12 protein-coding genes and 1 pseudogene are annotated in these 18804 nt (G+C 34.9%); 2 read left to right on the top strand and 11 right to left on the bottom strand.

All coding sequences use genetic code 11. The features are described from left to right. Nucleotides 1-50 precede the first annotated feature (50 nt). The 5 genes from BCR24_RS07315 to BCR24_RS07295 form a co-directional block, all read right to left on the bottom strand. A complete protein-coding gene (locus tag BCR24_RS07315) occupies nucleotides 51-1310 on the bottom strand; it encodes a DUF2399 domain-containing protein (protein WP_069639894.1) in 1260 nt (419 codons plus the stop codon). Continuing rightward, nucleotides 1303-5379: a TIGR02680 family protein gene (locus BCR24_RS07310; RefSeq protein WP_069639893.1), complete on the bottom strand. Its 4077-nt coding sequence runs from the start codon at nucleotides 5377-5379 to the stop codon at nucleotides 1303-1305. The genes BCR24_RS07315 and BCR24_RS07310 overlap by 8 nt, the downstream gene beginning before the upstream one ends. Beyond that, the gene (locus tag BCR24_RS07305) at nucleotides 5369-6493 is read right to left on the bottom strand and encodes a TIGR02678 family protein (protein WP_069639892.1); all 1125 of its coding nucleotides are present in this window, start codon (nucleotides 6491-6493) and stop codon (nucleotides 5369-5371) included. Before BCR24_RS07305 ends, BCR24_RS07310 begins: the two co-directional genes overlap by 11 nt. Beyond that, a complete protein-coding gene (locus BCR24_RS07300; RefSeq protein WP_069639891.1) occupies nucleotides 6490-7965 on the bottom strand; it encodes a TIGR02677 family protein in 1476 nt (491 codons plus the stop codon). The genes BCR24_RS07305 and BCR24_RS07300 overlap by 4 nt, the downstream gene beginning before the upstream one ends. A 402-nt stretch (nucleotides 7966-8367) precedes the next feature. Continuing rightward, nucleotides 8368-8559, bottom strand: a complete 192-nt coding sequence (locus tag BCR24_RS07295) for a hypothetical protein (RefSeq protein WP_069640008.1) — start codon at nucleotides 8557-8559, stop codon at nucleotides 8368-8370. A gap of 848 nt (nucleotides 8560-9407) precedes the next feature. Between BCR24_RS07295 and BCR24_RS07290 the strand changes: the two genes are divergently transcribed. Then, nucleotides 9408-9677, top strand: coding sequence for a hypothetical protein (locus BCR24_RS07290; protein ID WP_069639890.1), 270 nt, complete (start codon nucleotides 9408-9410; stop codon nucleotides 9675-9677). Nucleotides 9678-10061: 384 nt separating this feature from the next. Here the strand turns inward: BCR24_RS07290 and BCR24_RS07285 are convergent, their stop codons facing one another. Both BCR24_RS07285 and BCR24_RS07280 read right to left on the bottom strand, forming a co-directional pair. Continuing rightward, the gene (locus BCR24_RS07285) at nucleotides 10062-12296 is read right to left on the bottom strand and encodes a tetratricopeptide repeat protein (protein ID WP_069639889.1); all 2235 of its coding nucleotides are present in this window, start codon (nucleotides 12294-12296) and stop codon (nucleotides 10062-10064) included. A gap of 245 nt (nucleotides 12297-12541) precedes the next feature. Next, entirely contained in the window at nucleotides 12542-13339 is a 798-nt protein-coding gene (locus tag BCR24_RS07280) for a GIY-YIG nuclease family protein (protein WP_069639888.1), read from the bottom strand. 694 nt (nucleotides 13340-14033) lie between these two features. On the opposite strand from BCR24_RS07280, the pseudogene BCR24_RS16670 reads away from it, so the two are divergent. Continuing rightward, a pseudogene (locus BCR24_RS16670) lies at nucleotides 14034-14168 on the top strand (site-specific integrase); the annotation flags it as partial. A gap of 83 nt (nucleotides 14169-14251) precedes the next feature. Here BCR24_RS16670 and sufB read toward each other — a convergent pair. From sufB to sufD, 4 genes are all read right to left on the bottom strand, one after another. After that, nucleotides 14252-15646, bottom strand: a complete 1395-nt coding sequence (gene sufB / locus BCR24_RS07270) for a Fe-S cluster assembly protein SufB (RefSeq protein ID WP_010772886.1) — start codon at nucleotides 15644-15646, stop codon at nucleotides 14252-14254. 183 nt (nucleotides 15647-15829) lie between these two features. Then, nucleotides 15830-16297: a Fe-S cluster assembly sulfur transfer protein SufU gene (sufU, locus tag BCR24_RS07265; protein ID WP_069639886.1), complete on the bottom strand. Its 468-nt coding sequence runs from the start codon at nucleotides 16295-16297 to the stop codon at nucleotides 15830-15832. Continuing rightward, entirely contained in the window at nucleotides 16284-17519 is a 1236-nt protein-coding gene (locus tag BCR24_RS07260; RefSeq protein WP_069639885.1) for a cysteine desulfurase, read from the bottom strand. The genes sufU and BCR24_RS07260 overlap by 14 nt, the downstream gene beginning before the upstream one ends. Continuing rightward, entirely contained in the window at nucleotides 17516-18802 is a 1287-nt protein-coding gene (sufD, locus tag BCR24_RS07255; RefSeq protein ID WP_069639884.1) for a Fe-S cluster assembly protein SufD, read from the bottom strand. Before sufD ends, BCR24_RS07260 begins: the two co-directional genes overlap by 4 nt. Between the last annotated feature and the right edge of the window lie 2 nt (nucleotides 18803-18804).

The raw sequence follows: 18804 nt of genomic DNA, 5'->3' as shown, positions 1-18804 counted from the left end.
AAAGCATCAAAAACCAAATCACTGATTATTAATGATAACCTTAACCGCTACTATGTCTCATCTCTAAATTCACAAATAATCTCTTTTATCAATTCTTGTAAGAAGCCCTCTTGATAGGCAACTTTTTGTTCTTCATGAATCAACTTTCCTAGCATTACTAATTGATAATCCTTAAGACTATCTAGTTTCTTCAATCGGCTGTTACTCATAGTCAAGTCAGATTTTACTAATTTAAAATTTTGTTGGTTCATTCCTAAAATTTTTAATTGAGAACCAAAAGTGTTTTTCAATTTTTGAGCCATTCCTAAACCTTCTGGATCAATATCACCGCTATAATAGATACCGGTTCCAGTAGATGCTATTTTACGCAATAACTGCCAAATAGCAAAGGTGAATTGGCCACTAGAGCAAAGAATTGGCACCTCTGGTAGTAATTCCACTAAAATCGAGTAAATACCAGAGTTCTCTACTACCAAAACCTTTTCACCAATATAGGGATGAATCGTCGTCATTCGTAAAATTTCTTTTAAAGGAACATTCCAACTAATTCCTTCAATACAAGCCTGTCGCCACATTTGATTTTCTTTATTTTTTGCATCTCGTGCAGTCAATCCTCGGATAGCTGCATAATTCATAATGTCATCCTTCAATAAGTAAAATTCATTTAGTAAACCATGACGTTGCTCCGCTTTTTCCAGCTCAATTTGATTCTCTAGCAGTTGATTTGACATTGCTGTCAGCATTTGTAAAAATAACACTCCGCCATCATTATTTTCATCAAATGCATGTGGCAAACCTGTAACTTTATAAGCAAATACTGGCAAGCGTAAAAAATCATTTTTAGGCAAGCTTTTTATAGCGTTTGATACTTGATTAAAGATAAGCAAATTCGGCAGTTTCTTCTTCCACCACTCTTTCAGTTGACGCTCTGTTAGTAATGAGGTAAAGCTAGCATCAATTGTGTTTACAGTCGCTTTAAAATGTTCAAAAGCAAGTGCTTCTGACTGTTCAAACGTTGCTTTTAAAGCTAATGGTTTCTTTGTAATGAAAACAACAAAATCTGATAATGACCATTCTAAGATACTTTCTACAAAAGCTTGCTCTAAATCTACAATCTGAATTCGTTTCTTTTGATCCCAAGAAAGTACTGTCATGCCAAGAAAAGATCGCAATGGATCAGTGTCTACTTTACTAAAAAGAGACAAGCCAACACTATTTCCAAATGCTCCGTTCAACCAGTACCGACGCAATAATTCCTTACCCAACAAATGAAAAACAGGTTGTTTAAAGTATTCTTTAGGATCAGACAAGTTCCTCACCTCCTGTTAGCAAATGCTTCTTTTGTCCATCCCAATAATAGCAGATTGTTGTAACAAAATTGACATTCTGTGGTCGTAACAGTTCATAAATCGCTAATTTAGAAACAGTAGGGTAATCCCCAAAAAGTGCCTGTGAATTCATCACATAGTTAAAATTAAGCTGCTCACAGGCTTTAAAAAGCTCTGCAATATTTTGATCATCAATTCCTGCAAAAGCTTCATCCAAGGTAATGACTCGAGGACATTGCTCTCCAGCATCTTCATAACGAGAATAAGTTGCAGCAAATAGCGGTAAATACATTGCTATCGCTTTTTCTCCTCCAGAGAATTGATTAAAACGACGATCAGTTAATGGTTGAGGCTGATAGCCTTCATTTGCCCGCTTATATTTCAGCTCAAATTCAAACCAATCTCGATAATCTAACACACTTGCAATGGCTTGGAATAAAGTACTTCGATCATCTGGTTCATTGTGTAATTGTTCTTGAGCTAAACGAACTTTTTCCTGAAAATGGCGAGAAACTAGCTCTCGATCATCTTCTGACAAGAGTTCCGTTGGTTTTTCTAATAGACGAACAAGTTGATTGGTGCTAAGATCATGGTCAGAATTAGCAGAAACTCCTTTCCAGCTAATACTTAAAGATAATCCTGAAGAATTTTTTTGTTCTTGCAACAGTTCGTTCATCTGCGCTACCCACTGCTGGGCTTGCTGAATGCGGATCCGAAGGACTTTTCCCACAGATTCCAAAATAACCTTTTTAAAGAGCTGCTCATCATCCTTCTTCAATAACTCCTGTAATGTCAATCGCTGTTCTTTCAGTCGCTCCAGCAACTCACTAGTTGTGGTTAACTGTCCATCTTCTAAAAATCTTGGTTCCTTATTGTGATTAAAGGAAGCAAATTCGCCCAATCCTTGTTCTTCTTCCGCTGACAAGTCCACTCCACTAACATTCACCAACTCAGGTCGATAACTCTGTAATTGATCTGCGATAAAACTAAACTGAGTTGAAAAACGATCTTCTAGCCTTTTCAAATCTTTCACATTTAATTCTTTGCCTTGCTTCTTAGCGATCATTAATAGATCCGTGCTTGGAAGATTGAATCTTTGTAGCTCTTTTTCAAATAGAGCACGCCAATTACTTTCTAACTTGATTAATTGAACCAAGCGAAGGTCTTCATGCTCTATATCCCCTGTAATTTTTGTCCTAGCCTTTTCTAACTTAATTTGCTCTTGATTTAACTGTTTGATTTCTTGTTGGTACTGCTGTTGCTCCTCTGTTGCTGCCGTCAATTTAGCAGTGAGTTCTGCAACATTAATAATTTGCTGCTGTGCTTCGTTCTCTTTAATTAGTCGTTCCAATTTAGTTATTTCACCTATTAACACACTCACTTTATCCAACAAAATAAGCTCTTCTTCTTGATAGTTACTAACATGAGAAGCAATGGTCTCTAGCATTTCCTGTTGCCGATAGAGTTCTGATGATTTACTGAAAGCCTCATGAAGGTTCTGTTCATAGTTTAGTGCATATTGTAACGCCTCTTCATACGTTTCCTCTTTTTGATTCAGTTGATCTCCAGCTGCTTTCTCCGTTATTTGCGTCTTTATCATTAAATATTTCTGTTGCAAAGCCTTTAATTCAACATTTTTAACAGTCAATTCCTTTTCCTTAACTGTTAATGCTAGCGCCAAATTTTTTGTTTCCATATATGTTTGATACACTTCTGTTCCTCTAGGACGCTCTTGATAAGCTTCTTCAATTAATTGAAGCTTATGCTTTTGTTCTCTAATTTGAGTAGAAAGCTCCTGATTTGCTTCTTCTAATTGCTGAATCTCTGTTTTCAGTCTCTGGATTTGCTCCTGACGATATCGTTCTTGACTGGCAACCCCAATAAAGGAAGCCTTATAATCAACAGGCATTTCACCACTAAGGTTGGCAATCTGAAAACGGCCATCTTGATGTATTATTGGTAAGTCTATCATCGGGTTCATCTCATTGTAAAAGATACTATCTAGCACATTTGCAACCTGACGCTGCAACTCAAGAGGCAAATCTGAATTTACAGTCAAAACGCTCGCTAAAGTAGAAGACATTAACTGTGGGTTGGATTTAATCATCCAGTCATCTGCCAATTGTAACGCTTCCTCACTAATGACACTATCTAAAATACCTGACGTGAATAAAGCTCCTTCGATGCAATTTCGTTCTTCTTCTGTTACATTTGCTTGAAAGTCTACCCCTTCATAAAATAAAACATACTTAGCAGCCTCACTCCAGCTCTTTCGATTGTTTTTTCGCCCTTCATTCTGATATGGTTTAGGCGCTTTCTGCCCTTTCCATTCTTCAATCTCCAGTTGAATATCCTCAATTTTAGTTTGATTTTCTTCTAAACGAGATTCCAAAGGTACTAATGCTAATTGCTCCTTTTTCAACGTCTCCTGATAAGAAACTGTCAAAGGAGATAGAACAACTTCCTCACGCTCTTCTGTTTCCAACAGACTATCAATGCAATAAAGCAACTCATGATATTGATTCTTTGATAATTGAAATGGAGACCTAGTCAACCAGTCATCAATCGCTAATTTCCACTTTTCTAGCTCATCGAGTCGTGTTTGTTGCCAATGCCGAAGATCCCGTTGCAACTCATCCAGTTCTTGCTGCACATTACCAACCAAGCGTTCCAGATCCACCTTCTGATTCTCTAAATGTACCAATTTCGATAACATCTGCAATATTTCTCGGAAATGACTTTGTTTTTGACGAACTTGTTCTAACCAATATTTTCGTTCAAAGGTTGTAATGGTTGTACGTAACTTTTCTGAATAGGAACTATCTAACTCTTCAAAACGCAAATAAGAAAGATATTGTTGGTTATCTTGAATTAGTTCTTCTAAATCATTGCAAAGCTCCTCCTGTAAATATTTTCGATTTTCCAATTCCATTTGTTGCTCTTTCACTATCTGTTGTTTTTTCACCAATTGCTCTTTCGTATAAGCTAAATCCTCTGATGTTTGAGTAAGTCGCTTGTTGAGTTCTAACCCCTGATGGACTAAATTCATTCCTTCGTGCTGACTTAATTGTGAGATAGTGGCTGTCAAGGCCTCTACTTCCTGCTCATTTCTCTCAAAATTCTTCCTGTTTTCCAATAAATCTATGTTATGATTTTCCAATTGTTGTTTAAGTTCAGCAACTTGTTTCTCTAATTGTTTCATATCATTAAAAAGCTGGTACCACTTTCCAGCAATTTGAGAGACTAATTCATCATGCCAATTATGATAATTTTTAGCAAAAGAATTTAGTTCTTTCATTTCACGGGTTAAATCTTCCAAACGTTCTCGATGAAGATCCAATTTTTCAATCGTTTTCGACAATGTCAATAATTCGTCTTCTTTCATTTTTGGTAAAGAGTTACGCAAAATGCCATAAATCACAGATGGACGAAAATCCTTAGATAGTTTTGGAGAACGTAGCTGCAACAATAACGTAATCAATTCATCAAACTGATCTAAATGATCAAATCCAAAAATCCGCTGATTAACAAATTGCTTATACTCTCTTTGTGTTTCAAAAATGCGGCCTTTTCCCGCTAAACGATTCTTTAATTTTGCTTTGGTTAAAGGTGTCAATTCATCTCGATGAAGTTCTTCATAAAGCTCAAAATCTTTGCCCACTCGCTGATTATTTTCAATAGCAAAAAACCATTTTTTGAGCGTTCCGCCTCGATTCGCATGCATGCCAATCCCAACAGTCAAATATTCCTCTCTAGTTTCCCGTTTTACTTCTAAAAATAGATAGCCTATCCCTTCATCTCGTTGAGAAACCCCTTTTTCACCTAATAAATAATCTTCCATTTTTCGATCTCTGGAACCAAAAGAATCCAAACGATAGGCACTGGTGTCTCCATCAAATAGCACTGGAAATAAACTTTGCATTGTCAATGACTTTCCCGACCCATTTGTCCCTCTAAGAAGCATTCGGCCTTCTGCTAATTCAAACGTTTCTTTTGTATAATACCAAAAATTTAGCAGGCCCACTCGATTCATTACCCATCTATTCGTCATTTTCTTTCCTCATTTCCGCAACTAAACGACCAAAAGCTGGTTGAATAATTATCTTATCTTCTACGCACTCAAACATCCCCCAAGAAGCGCCTCGATGAAATAAAGTGTCAGATAGCTGACTTAAAGACTTCTCTTTGAACTCCTTTGACCAAAAAATGCAATAATTTGCTTGCAGTTCTTTCACAAGACTACGCCATTGATCCTCTGTCAAGTAGACCTCTCCGTAAGCTGTTGGAACGAATTCATCCTGCCGTAAAACCGTGGCTAATTGTATTAAAATCTCATCCACTACTTGTCTACTAGGGAATAATTCCTGCCAATTATCTCGCTGTTCCAATGTAAAAGCCGCATAATCTCTATAAAGTTCAAAATGAAAGGGTGTATTGCTTTCAACATATTCCTGAGTATAACGGTAATAATTTCTCATTAAAGCAAAAATATTTTCATTTTGAGCCGTTCGCTTAATCTGAGGTGTCATTAACAATCGTTGATAAATCACTTGATTTCGTTCTAGACTGCTGCGACTCTCCTCTAAGTCTACTTTAAATTCACCAAAGGACTCATACTGTGTGTAAGACTGTGGTGCTCTTGCCAAGAAAGCACGAGCCATTGGTGTCGTCATAAATAAAATCTCTGTGTTGTCTTCCCCTTGCTCAAAAGCTGACACTTCTCCTTCAATTCTCTTAATTAACCGTAATTGCTCCATTTTTTTTACAGCTCGGACTAAACTCTTACGATGATTATAATTTGTCCAATCTATAATCAAGGCTTCAGGAATCATGAGTTGAATACCCTGTACAAGCTCATGCATCATAAAAGGCGCATCTGTTTCCAGTTCCTCCACATAAGCCATACCACAACAAAATAAAGAAAAATCCATAGGCATGGTGAATTCATGATTGCCCATCCATGCTTCTAATTGAAACGGACGTTTTAGCACCTGTATGTATTGAGGACGAATCGTAACATTTAACCCAAAACGTTGTCGGAATTCTCGTTGAATATACTGCTGATGGCGACGTAAAAAATTGTAATTTTCTGGTTGGTCTTCTCGAATAATCCAAAAATTTTCAACTAACAATTTTAACGCCAATCCAAACTCTTCTGGTTTCATCCTTCCACCCTTTCCATCACGACATAAGGCATAGTTAGCTGACCATCAACACATCCTACTTCAATACTTTGACTCAAGTCGATTTTAATCGTAACCTCAAAGTCTAATTCAGTTACGATTGTTTGCTGTACTATTTTTTCTATCTGTTGATGATTAGGTACTTGCATAGAAATTGCACTACTAATCCATTTTAAAAACATTTGACGAGCTCCAGCATCTAATCGATCAAGCGTTGAAAATTCAAGTATGCCCTCCTTGAAATAGCTATCAATCCGTTCACGCTGTGCTAAAACTCCCTGACGATACTGTTCTTGTGCTTCAAACTGAGCAGCCACATTCATTTTGAAACTAGAAGCCTTCCTTTCCTGACGCGCTCCATGTCCTCGTTTATTAAGAAAAAGAGTTCCTGGAGTTAATGTCCAACTATTTTCCCGATTGCTTGTTGCATCGGTACCTTCAGTCACATAAAAATGACGAGAATGCTCTAAACCAAAAATTCCAGCATACATTTTCTGTGCTTCTGACAACTCCTCTACTTGGGCAAACCAACTTGCTAGATGAAGATAATCCTTTTTCCGACTTTGATATTGTCTAATTTCCTGTCCAAAATAATAAATCAAGTTTGTGATCTTGGCGATCATTTGATTGGTTTGCTCCATCAAGTTATCATATTCACTAGGTCGTTGCCCACCACCTATAAACCAATCATGAAGTGCATTCATTTCCCCAACTACTTGATCAGCTACCTCAGATTCAGTAATGCCATCAAAAATAGGAACTTCTTGTTCTTTTAAATATAAACCAGCAATTAACTCCTGCTGATTGATAGTTGAAAATTTTTGAATCACTTCTTGAAATCGAAAATAAAGATTTTGTACACTAACAATAAATTCCCGCAAATAGTTCATGAAATTATCTTTATAAATGAGAAAAGCTTCTGTTTTCATTCGACTATCAACTTCTGGACTTGTAATATAGCGGATGTAATTTGCTGTTTTTTTACGAATCTGCCCAAACTCGGCACGAATGTCCAACCATAATTCTACTGGATCTCCAGCATTATTAATTAAATCTGTTAATAATTGTAATAATCTACGGAAGTCCCCTTCATCTAGCGCCCCTTTTGAAACTTGCTTAGAATGTGTTATTTGATAGACCATTTCTTCCACTAGTACACCCGCTTCAGTGATTTGATAGCGGAAATTTTTGTTACGCCACTCTTCAATAGATCGAGGTTGGATCATCTCTTGCTGCTTCTCTAAATTTCCCCATGAGACTAAATTTTCCAAATCCTGATCAACTTCTAATGCGCCATACTCTTCCGAATAGTCTTGCTGCATCATTTCTATTACTTCTGGTCGATATAAAGAACCTTGCATTTGACGATGACGTTGATAAAAACGCCCCATAATTCGTCTATAACGTTCAAAATTTTCTACTGTCAAATAATTGGCTGGCATTATTTTCTTCACTACTTAAAAACCTCCCAAAAACATATTAAGTAAGCAATCATCGATTTAGAATAATCAGATACCTAATTGGTAAAAAGAAAATTATCTTCGTCTCTTTTTTTCGTTTAAAATTACTTGACAGTAACTTATTCTACTTCTCAATATCTATTGCTTCATTAAACTACTATTTATTTAATCCATTATCAACTTCAAGTTAATTATAACACCATTTTGTCTTCATTTTCAGACAATATAAAAAATAAATTCCGTTTAGTTTTGTTAAAAAATACTTAAATCGCACCTTATGTTTTGGATTGGTTGATATAATAGTAAGATGAATATGGACGATGTTCTCTCATATAGCAGTTTCTTTTTTGTTTGATATCAAAACAAAAAGGCAGAAGCGCCATGATTCAAGCGATTCTAACCTCTATAGAGTTGCTCTTTATTTTTTCTGACAATGTAATGTTTCATCTCTTCTACATCGTGCTTTTCAGGCTCCCAGCCTTCAATCATATTTGTACTCAAAGCATACCAGACGCCTTTAAAATCTTTTTGGGAATCAAATTGTACACCCATGATTGTTAATTTTGATTTATCTATATTTAAAGTTATAGTCCACACATCCTTTGATATAGTAGTTAGCTACTATTATACTAGATTTTGAGTGAACTTTTAGAAAATGAATCTTGTTATTTCATGCTAACATAGTTTTTTATTCTTTAGGATCATTTAAAAATTAATGACATCGTACAACAAATCCGAATTTTTGTTCGCTTTTTTCTCTGTTCGCCTTGATTCTCGCTGTCGATTTATTTATACTTAGTGTATAGAATGGAAATAAAAAAGCTGAGTAAGTCCTGATTCAGAACATCACTCAACTTTATGACAATTTAATCCTTGGCACCTTTTTGTTTGGCTGGCACTGAACGGAAATGGTCTTGAAAACAGCAACCACTGCCCACACAAGTATGCCGATAGTAAATGAATCACTAGCTTTTTTGTTGTGTCTCTTTTTGAGCTACCACTAGAAAGGATTGCTAGGTTTCTTTAATGTACTATTGACTTATTCAGGTATTGGACATTGCGCCAATGCCTTTTTTGTTTCTATTCTAGGTCTGATTTTATTGATGGTGGTGATAACGAAACGTAACGATGTACAAGTTTAAAAATAGAAAAATAAAAAACGGCACCTTACAACCTGACTGGCATCACGTTGCAAGGCCCCGAATAAACAGCAACCACTGCTTATCCGAGTTGCCGATAGCGCGTACCGAAGTACTCGCATGTTTTATTGTACTTAATTTTGATTGATTTTACTAGTCTCTTTGCTAGATTCTTTCATCTTTTTGGCGATTTCATGTGTTCTTTGACGAACTATTGCACACGATGAGGCACAGATAGGTCTGATCGTTTTTTATTTTCCTGTTGGTTTTTCAAAAAAAAGGAATGGATGTGTAGTGATGAGTAAAGAACAGAATTTGAAAGCGGTACCTTATCAGGATATTTTGGATGTGAGGAGTGAGTTGATCAAGCTTCGGTCTTGGCAGAAGTCGTTGGTTTATTTGGATGAGTTTTTTGACGGGAAGGTTACGAGGAATAAGAAGGATATGCGGATGCGGTATTATTCTTGTCAGCAGTTGTATCAGGTTTTTTCTGGGGATTTTGAGGAGGTTTTGAAGGAGAGTGAAGAGATTGTAGCGAGGATGGTTCAGAGAGGGAAAGTTCAGTAGATATATCTATAAAAAAGCTAAAATCAATTTGTTCCCTTGGTGATTTTAGCTTTTTATGTGCATTGATTTTATACTAAATACCTTTCCATTTGACTTAAGTATTTGAAAAATTAAAAGTATCAAAGGATTCAATTATTTTTAAGAAAATTAAAATCGGTATAAATTTTTTTCGTCTTTGAAACGGATTAAAATCAAGATTATTAATTATTAAAGCTAAACATTGCATTTAGAAAAAACCTTTTCATAATGAAAATATAACATAATCGATTCTAACTTATTAATTTTTTTCAATTGATTTTTTACATTATAGAGTTTATGTGTACACCTATAAGAGACAATTTTTAAATTACTCTTCAAAAAGTAACTGTTTAAGTAAAGTATTTATTAATATCTAATTTTAATAGTAGAATTTTTAATAATTGTTTTAGGTGACTTGAGTTCAACAATTGGGCGCCAATAACTACAGTCGTCGCTATTAACACCGAAAACAACTTCTTCGAGTACTACGGTGTCAATTTCTAAATAGAGTTTAGGACTGTTTAAGTCATACTTAATATTAAAAATATCATCTTCAAATTTTGATACTATAGCCAATAATCTATATTCGTCCTCATATTCATATATTGAATTTTTAATTAAAAATTTGATCCTATCTAATTCAGAAGAAACAAACTGACTTATAAAATTTAATAATTCAGGCTCATCTATTTTCTCAACTAAATCACTAAGAGTTAGAAGGTCATTGACTACTTTGTTTAAAAAAACATTATCAAATTTATCTACAGTAGTAGAATCTTCTATATAATAAATTTTATACAGAGAAGCTTTCTCATTTAGAGTATAATAATTCCCTTTTCCAGTTAGGTAATTATATGTTTTTAAACTCATATTTTCTTCTTCATAATATTTACTTTTCTCAAATGGTAGATTACTGAATCCTAAAGATACGCCTTGGCTATCTTTACCATACATTGACCACATAGGTATTGCATCACTATTTGATGTTAAAGATGCAATAAATGCACGACTAACAACATGATTAGGTTCTAATATTTCATTCAAATTATGACTTTTATGACTCTTCGATATTATATTTAATAAATATTTTCCTTCCTCAGGATCATTCATGTAGTCAGTATTATATAATCGAATTTTGATATTGTTATCTTCTTTATTTTTATTAACCTGCCTCCCTAAATTAAGTATGCTGCCTAAAGTACTTAACGACGTATATTGATATAGTGTTAATTTTTTATCTTGTTTAACAGATAAACTATCTTTAAAATTATTTATATTTACTAATAATTTTATTATATTAGAGTATAATTTTCTTTTGTCATTGAAAAATTGTTCAGTGCTAAGCACTAATTCATATAAATTACTATTATAAGAATATAACTTTTGAAAAACAATATTAAATTCCTCAATAGATACTTTTTTCAATAATCTTTTAACATCTTCAAGTTCAATTTGAAAATTTCCTAGATTAGATAATAGAAGAACTAAGGCTTCACAAAAATCACTCATTTTTTCTAAGACAAATGATAACCTTCTCTTATATAAAACATTTTTTTTGTCAATATAAATAGCTTTTTGATACATTTTTTCAGCTTTTTCAAAGTCCTTCAAATTTATATATAATTCACCTAACTCAGCATAAGGAATATCGACATTTGAATCTAGAAAGATACTTTTTTCAAAATATTTTATTGCTTGTTCAAATTTTTTTTTCTCACTATACAACTTGCCTAAATTATAATAAGTGCTACCAATATTTGGATCTATATCAATAGCCTTATTATAGCTATTTTCAGCTTCTTTATATTTCTGTTGGAGATAGTATGTGTATCCTAAGTTATTATGTGCAGAGGTATCATTTGAATCTACATCAATAGCTTTTAAATAGTTCATTTGAGCCTTTTCATATTTGTTTTGTAGTAAATATAGATTACCTAGATTATAGTATGCTAATTCAGAAGCAGCATTTATTTTAATAGCTTTCTTGTAGTATTTCTCTGCTTCTTGAAATCTATTTAGTAGTACATACAAATTGCCTAGATTATTACATGCTATTTCGTTACTACTATCTAAAACTATAGCTTTTTTAAAAATTTTCTCTGCATCACTATACCGTTTCTGCTCTACATACAAACTTGCAAGATCATCATAAGGAAGAACATATTGAGGTTTATTTTCAATAGATTTTATATACATACTTTCTGCTTCAGAATAGTCACCTCGTTCAAAACATATTTTCCCATAATTATACAATGCTTCTGGCAATTTAGAGTTTATATTAAGTGCTTCTTTATAAGATTTTTCTGCCTCAAAGTTCTTATTTTGATCCTTATATAAATTACCTAAGTTGTTATGTATAGAAGCAATATTTGAATTCTTTTTTATAGCTTTTTTATAATATCGTTCAGCTTTAGAATATTGATTTTGCTTTTTATACAAATTACCTAGGTCATAGTAGGGTTCATATCTTTTAGGATTCATTTCTTTAGCTTTATTAAGATTTTTTTCTGCCTCATTATAATTTCCAGCTTCCGTTTGAAGTTCACCTAATAAAAGTTGTTTCATAAACTCATTTTCTGAGGATAATTTATTATTTCTCAATTTTTTTCTCCCTTTTAGTAATTTTAAACAATATTATCATATAAAAACAATTACAATACAATCGTATTACTCATAAAAAAATCAATTTTTGAATATTCTTTCAGTCTTACTTTAAATTCCATTTACAATACATATTTTCCAAAATAAAAATCAACTATAAAACAAATTAAGAAGACACAATGTAGGATTATCAACTCATTTTTTTCTACAGTCTAATACTAGAATTATCTAATGTTTAATCTTTTTTATAAAATTTCTTTTATTGACTTTGGAATATAATTAATTCCTTTCATAAAATCCTCAAATGTATACTCTAACCATTCAGTTGGAAAAGTAAACTTTGATTTATTTTTTCGTATCGTATTTTTGAATAGTTCAAATTCTTGATAATCGTCTACATGCAAGAAATCCCCTCCCCGCACTTTGTAACAGCCTACTAACTTCATTAAATTGATTGTTGCTTGTGTCTCCATTTTTAAATATGAAAATTCACTTGAAACACCTAAATCTTGAACAAATAGAATACATTTAGGTTTATATCTCTTTGTATATAGGGCTGAATGTGCTTTACTATTTGTGTGTTGATAAAATCTTTTGTCAGGATTTTTACTAATTCCTACATAATATCGCCCGTCCTCTAAGGATAGACAATATATATACTTTTTTTCCGAAATTAATTCAATGTTTTTTTTAGTAGGCAGTTGTATAGAACCTTCATAGGTTAGTATTTTATGCTTAATCAAAGTTCTTTTTAAAATCTTCTGATCAGAAACCACATATTTCCCACCTCTTACATTTTCCCATCCATATTGTTGCATGTATTTAATTACTAAACTGTTAACTAAGATTTCTATTTCAGCACTTTCTAAGTTTGAAATATCTTTTGATTCAACAATAGATAGTGGTTTGTATTTCTTTGTCCATATAGCTCCTTTTCCATCAAATTGTTTTTCCATTGTTTTTTTGTAATTAGATGTATATCCAATATAATAATTATTTTTTTCTAACTTTAATACGTACAATATTTTTCCAGTAGTTTTCATTTAATCATCCTTTCAGACAAAAGGTTCTATATAATTTTATCACATATAAAAATAAGGTCTATCCATTATTTAAATAAATTTAGAGATAATTTTATTCCTAATACATTCGTTTCTATTCTATTTGTTGTAATGTGTTACCCAACTCACAAAATTAACTTTTAATATTGTCTATCTCTTCCGAATCGACATCGGAGAATACAAAATTTTTTTCTAAATAGAGCTATTTTAGCTAATGATTTTTTCATCTTTAATATCAATTGCTAAGTAATATTTCAAGAAATTTACTATTAATTTATTTTCTGCTTGCAATTTTTCTTTCTCAAAAAAAATCCTTTACTATAAAAATATCAGTGAACTATCACGCACTTTGTTAATTGAATCAACTTTATCTTTTTTTATTTAATTCTTTCAAAATTTTTCGAACAATACCTTCAAAAAATATTGAATCTAAGTATTTTACATAGTTGTTACTTACCTATATCGCTTTCTTGTTTGTTAAGATAAACTAAAAGTCCCCCTTTTTCCTCTTTACTTCCTTTTCCAGATAAATAAATTTTTTGATATACAACCTAAGTCTTCTAAAAGAATGTTTAGCGCTATTGGCTTGAGTTTAATGGTTCTAGTTCAATTAATGGTGAATGAAGTTATTTTCGTTTTAGCAAAGATAGTTCTAGCTTCAAAATATCCTAATAAAGAAGCTGGCAAGGTGGTTCAACAACGATTAGGGCATGAAAACAGTAAAGTGACATTAGACAGCTATGCACATATTACGAACAACGCACCTAAGAAAACTGGTCAAGACTTTGCTGATACGATGGCTCATCAGTAAAAAAGCTGGTCATTTCTACTATCAAGGTAAAATAAAAAAGCTAGAATCCTTATACATCAAGGGTTCTAGCTCCTATAACAGGTTTATCCTACACTGCCTTCCATCTCATAACTAATCAATCGATTCAGCTCAACCGCATACTCCATCGGCAATTCTTTCGTAAACGGCTCCACAAATCCCATAACGATCATCTCAGTCGCTTCAACCTCAGTCAACCCACGACTCATCAAATAATAAAGCTGCTCTTCCGAAATTTTCGAAACCTTCGCTTCATGCTCTAACGCCACTTGACTGTTATGAATCTCATTAAACGGAATCGTATCCGATTTAGATTTGTCATCCATAATAATCGTATCACACTCAATATGTGAAATCGAACCAGCACTATCTTTCCCAAACGTTACTTGACCACGGTAATTCACTTCACCGCCGTCTTTGGCAATTGATTTAGAAACGATCGAACTTGACGTATTTGGTGCATTATGAATCATTTTCGCCCCTGTATCTTGGATTTGGTTTTCGCCAGCAAATGCAATTGAAAGCATTGTGCCGCGAGCGCCTTTTCCATCAAGATAAACACTTGGGTATTTCATCGTTGTTTTAGCACCTAAGTTTCCATCGATCCACTCAACTGTTGCGCCTTCATAAGCTTTGGCACGTTTTGTTACCAAGTTATAAACATTATCAGACCAGTTTTGGATGGTTGTATAACGTGTATACGCATCTTTATGCGTAAAGATCTCAACGATCGCTGCGTGTAAGCTATTGCTTGTATACGTAGGTGCTGTACAGCCTTCTACGTAGTGAACACTTGCGCCTTCATCCACAATGATCAGCGTACGTTCAAATTGTCCTGTGTTTTCCGCATTGATTCGGAAATATGTTTGTAATGGCACATCCACACGAACCCCTTTTGGCACATAGATAAACGTTCCACCAGACCAAACTGCTGAGTTTAGGGCTGCTAATTTGTTATCTGTTGGTGGAACTAATTTTGCAAAATATTTTTTGAATATATCTGGGTATTCTTTCAATGCTGAATCTGTATCAGTAAAGATGATTCCTAATTTCTGGAATTCTTCTTTCATATTGTGGTAAACCACTTCTGATTCATATTGCGCTGAAGCTCCCGCTAAATACGCACGTTCTGCTTCTGGAATTCCGATTCTTTCAAAAGTTTCTTTGATTTTATCTGGCACATCATCCCAGTCACGAGCGGGTTTATCGCTGGCTCTTTGGAAATATTTGATTTTTTCAAAATCAATATCAGATAAATCTGGTCCCCATTCTTGCATAGCCATTTTGTTGAATTGTTCCAATGATTTCAAACGGAACTCCAACATCCATTCTGGTTCTTCTTTTTTACGTGAAATTTCTCTAACAACTTCCTCTGTTAGTCCATTTCCCGTACTGAAAATTGGTTTCACATCATCATGAAAACCAAATTGATATTCTTCTAACTCAGGTACAGTACTCAAATTATCTCACGTCCCTTTCTTAGGTTGAGAATCAGGCGTTTAGGTTCGAGCTGTTGGACTAAAATAAACACAATCCGCTTTTTGGATTTTGATTATTTTAGGAAACAGCCGAGAACCTGCCTGACTTCTCACTGATTACTTAGTTTGAAAATCAGTCTGATTTCTCACCGCTTCAATTTATTTCTATTCTTCGCAGTGTAATTGTCCTGCGGTTCCTTGTCCGTCATTTTCAACTGCTTGTTCTAATGCTTTCCAAGCAAGTGTTGCACATTTGATCCGTGCGGGGAATTTGGCCACACCGCTAAGCATCGCTGCATCACCTAATTTTTCTTCTTCTGGTACATCATTTCCTTGTACCAATTGAGAAAAATCTTCAGCTAACTGTTCTGCTTCAGCTAATGTCTTCCCAATCACCGCATCTGTCATCATACTAGCACTCGCCGTACTAATCGAACACCCACTTCCGCTAAAGGCAATATCTTTAATAACATTGTCTTCAATAGCCACTTGCAATTCGATCACATCGCCACAAGTTGGGTTATTCATTTCGATTTTCTTGCTTGATTCTGCCAATGTTCCATGATGATGAGGATGACTTGAATGATCCAAAATCACTTGACGGTATAAATTATCTAATCTAGATAGAGCCATGTTGGAAAAACTCCTTTGTCGCTAAAATTGCTTCGATCAATCGATCAGCATCTGCCTTGGTATTATATAGATAGAAACTCGCTCTCGCTGTCGCTGAAACGTCTAAATAGTTCAGTAATGGCTGCGCACAATGATGTCCTGCACGAACTGCCACTCCTTCCATATCCAACGCTGTCGCCGTGTCATGCGGGTGTAAGCCATCTAAATTAAACGCCAAAACGCCTGTATGATGGGCTGGGTCTTGCGGTCCGTAAACCGTCAGACCTTCGATTGCTAATAATTTTGGTAACACATAAGCCACTAATTCTGCTTCATGTTGATGAATTTCTTCTAATCCGATCTCTGTTAGAAAATCGATGGCCGCACCTAGAGCAATTGCTCCAGCAATATGGGGGGTACCTGCCTCAAATTTCCAAGGCAGTTCTTTCCAAGTACTATCATATAAATTCACGAAATCGATCATTTCACCACCGTATTCCACGGGTTCCATTTGATCTAGTAATTCACGTTTTCCATATAATACACCAATTCCAGTTGGACCACACATTTTATGCCCGCTGAATGCGTAAAAATCAGCATCGATTGCTTGAACATCCACTGGCATATGCGGTACAGCTTGGGCACCGTCGACAACTAAGACAGCACCGTGACTATGAGCTAGCTCTGCCAACTCTGCCACTGGATTGATCACACCTAAAACATTAGACACATGCGCGATAGAAACAATCTTGGTTTTATCCGTGATTTGTCGTTTCGCACTTTCCATATCTAAAAAGCCATCTGCTGTGATCTCGATATATTTCAAGGTAGCGCCTTTGCGTTCCGCTAATTGTTGCCAAGGGATAATATTAGAGTGATGCTCCATATAGGAAATCACGATTTCATCCCCTGCTTCAACGGCTAAATCACCATAGCTTTTTGCGACCCAGTTTAAACTAGTCGTTGTGCCTCGGGTAAAGAGCGTTTCCGCTGTTTCTTTGGCATTGATAAAGGCTCTAACTTTTTCACGAGCTTCTTCATACTCTTTGGTCGCACGTTCTGCCAACGTATGCACACCACGGTGGACATTGGCATTATCATGTTCGTAATAATAAGTCAGTTTATCTAAAACTGCTTTGGGCTTTTGAGTTGTTGCTGCATTATCCAGATAAACAAGCGGCTCGTCATTTACTTCTTGAAACAAGATGGGAAACTGCTGCCGAATCTTATCTGCGTTTATCATGCATTCAACTTCCCTTCGATTACGTCTACAAATTCTTTTTGAACATCTTTCACAGGAATCGCTGTGATCACTGACCCTAAGAAGCCACGGATAACCAAACGTTCCGCATCATCTTTACGTAGGCCACGGCTCATTAAGTAGTACATTTCTTCTGGATCGACACGACCAACGCTGGCTGCATGTCCTGCAGTTACTTCATTTTCATCGATCAATAAGATTGGATTGGCATCGCCACGGGCTTTATCAGAAAGCATTAAGACACGACTTTCTTGTTGGGCATCTGCTCCTTTAGCCCCTTTTAGGATATGGCCGATTCCGTTAAATGTTAGCGTACCACGTTCACGGATAACCCCGTGTTGTAAAATATGTCCCACTGAGTGAGACGCTTTATTCGTTACACGTGTATCGATTCCTTGTGTTTGTTTGCCAGCACTGATTGCCACAACTTTGACTTCTGAATGAGAACCTTCACCCACTAAATCAGAATCAAAATCAGCAACCACGTCACCATCGTTCATCACGCCAAGCGCCCAATCAATAGATGCATCACGCATGATATGTCCACGACGATTCATGTAAGTTGAAACCTTTTCGCCTAATTGATCCACAGCTGAATATTTCACTTTTGCACCAGCTTTTGCAATCACTTCAACCACGATATTCGCTGACACTTTAACTTTTTGCTCGCCAATTGTTTGGAATCGTTCTAGGTAGCTGAATTCGCTATGTTCGTCCGCTACAATCAAGACATGTTTGAAGAATGATTCTTCACTCGCCGAATCTTGGATAAAGATTGCTTCAATCGGTTCTTCAATAACAACATTTTTCGGTACGTATAAGAACACACCACTATTCATAAAAGCTGTATGGAATGCTGTTAATTTATCTTCATCCATTTCAACTGCTTTATTCATATAATATTCTTTGACTAAATCGCCATGTTCTTGCAAGGCTGTAAACATATCAGTGAAAATCACCCCTTGATCGGCTAATTTCGCTGAAAGTTGTTCAAAGGCAGTGATCGATCCTTGTTGCACGATCACTGGATTATCTTTCATTGCGTCAAAGCTTGGAATGTTCATTGTTTCAGGTGCATACTCTTCAGTATTCACGTTAAACAAAGGCCAACGGTGAAATTTCACACGTTCGATCTTTGGTAATTCTAAGTTTTCAGCTTTTTCTAAAGCCGCTACACGTAAGTCGGTCATCCAAATAGGTTCTTCGTTACGGGCTGAAAAAGCGTTGATGTCGTCAAGATAATTCGCTGTTGTGATTTCCTTCATTT

The organism is Enterococcus ureilyticus (genome assembly GCF_001730315.1).
Taxonomy (GTDB): domain Bacteria; phylum Bacillota; class Bacilli; order Lactobacillales; family Enterococcaceae; genus Enterococcus_L; species Enterococcus_L ureilyticus.
This window is presented reverse-complemented; position numbering and strand designations above follow the sequence as displayed.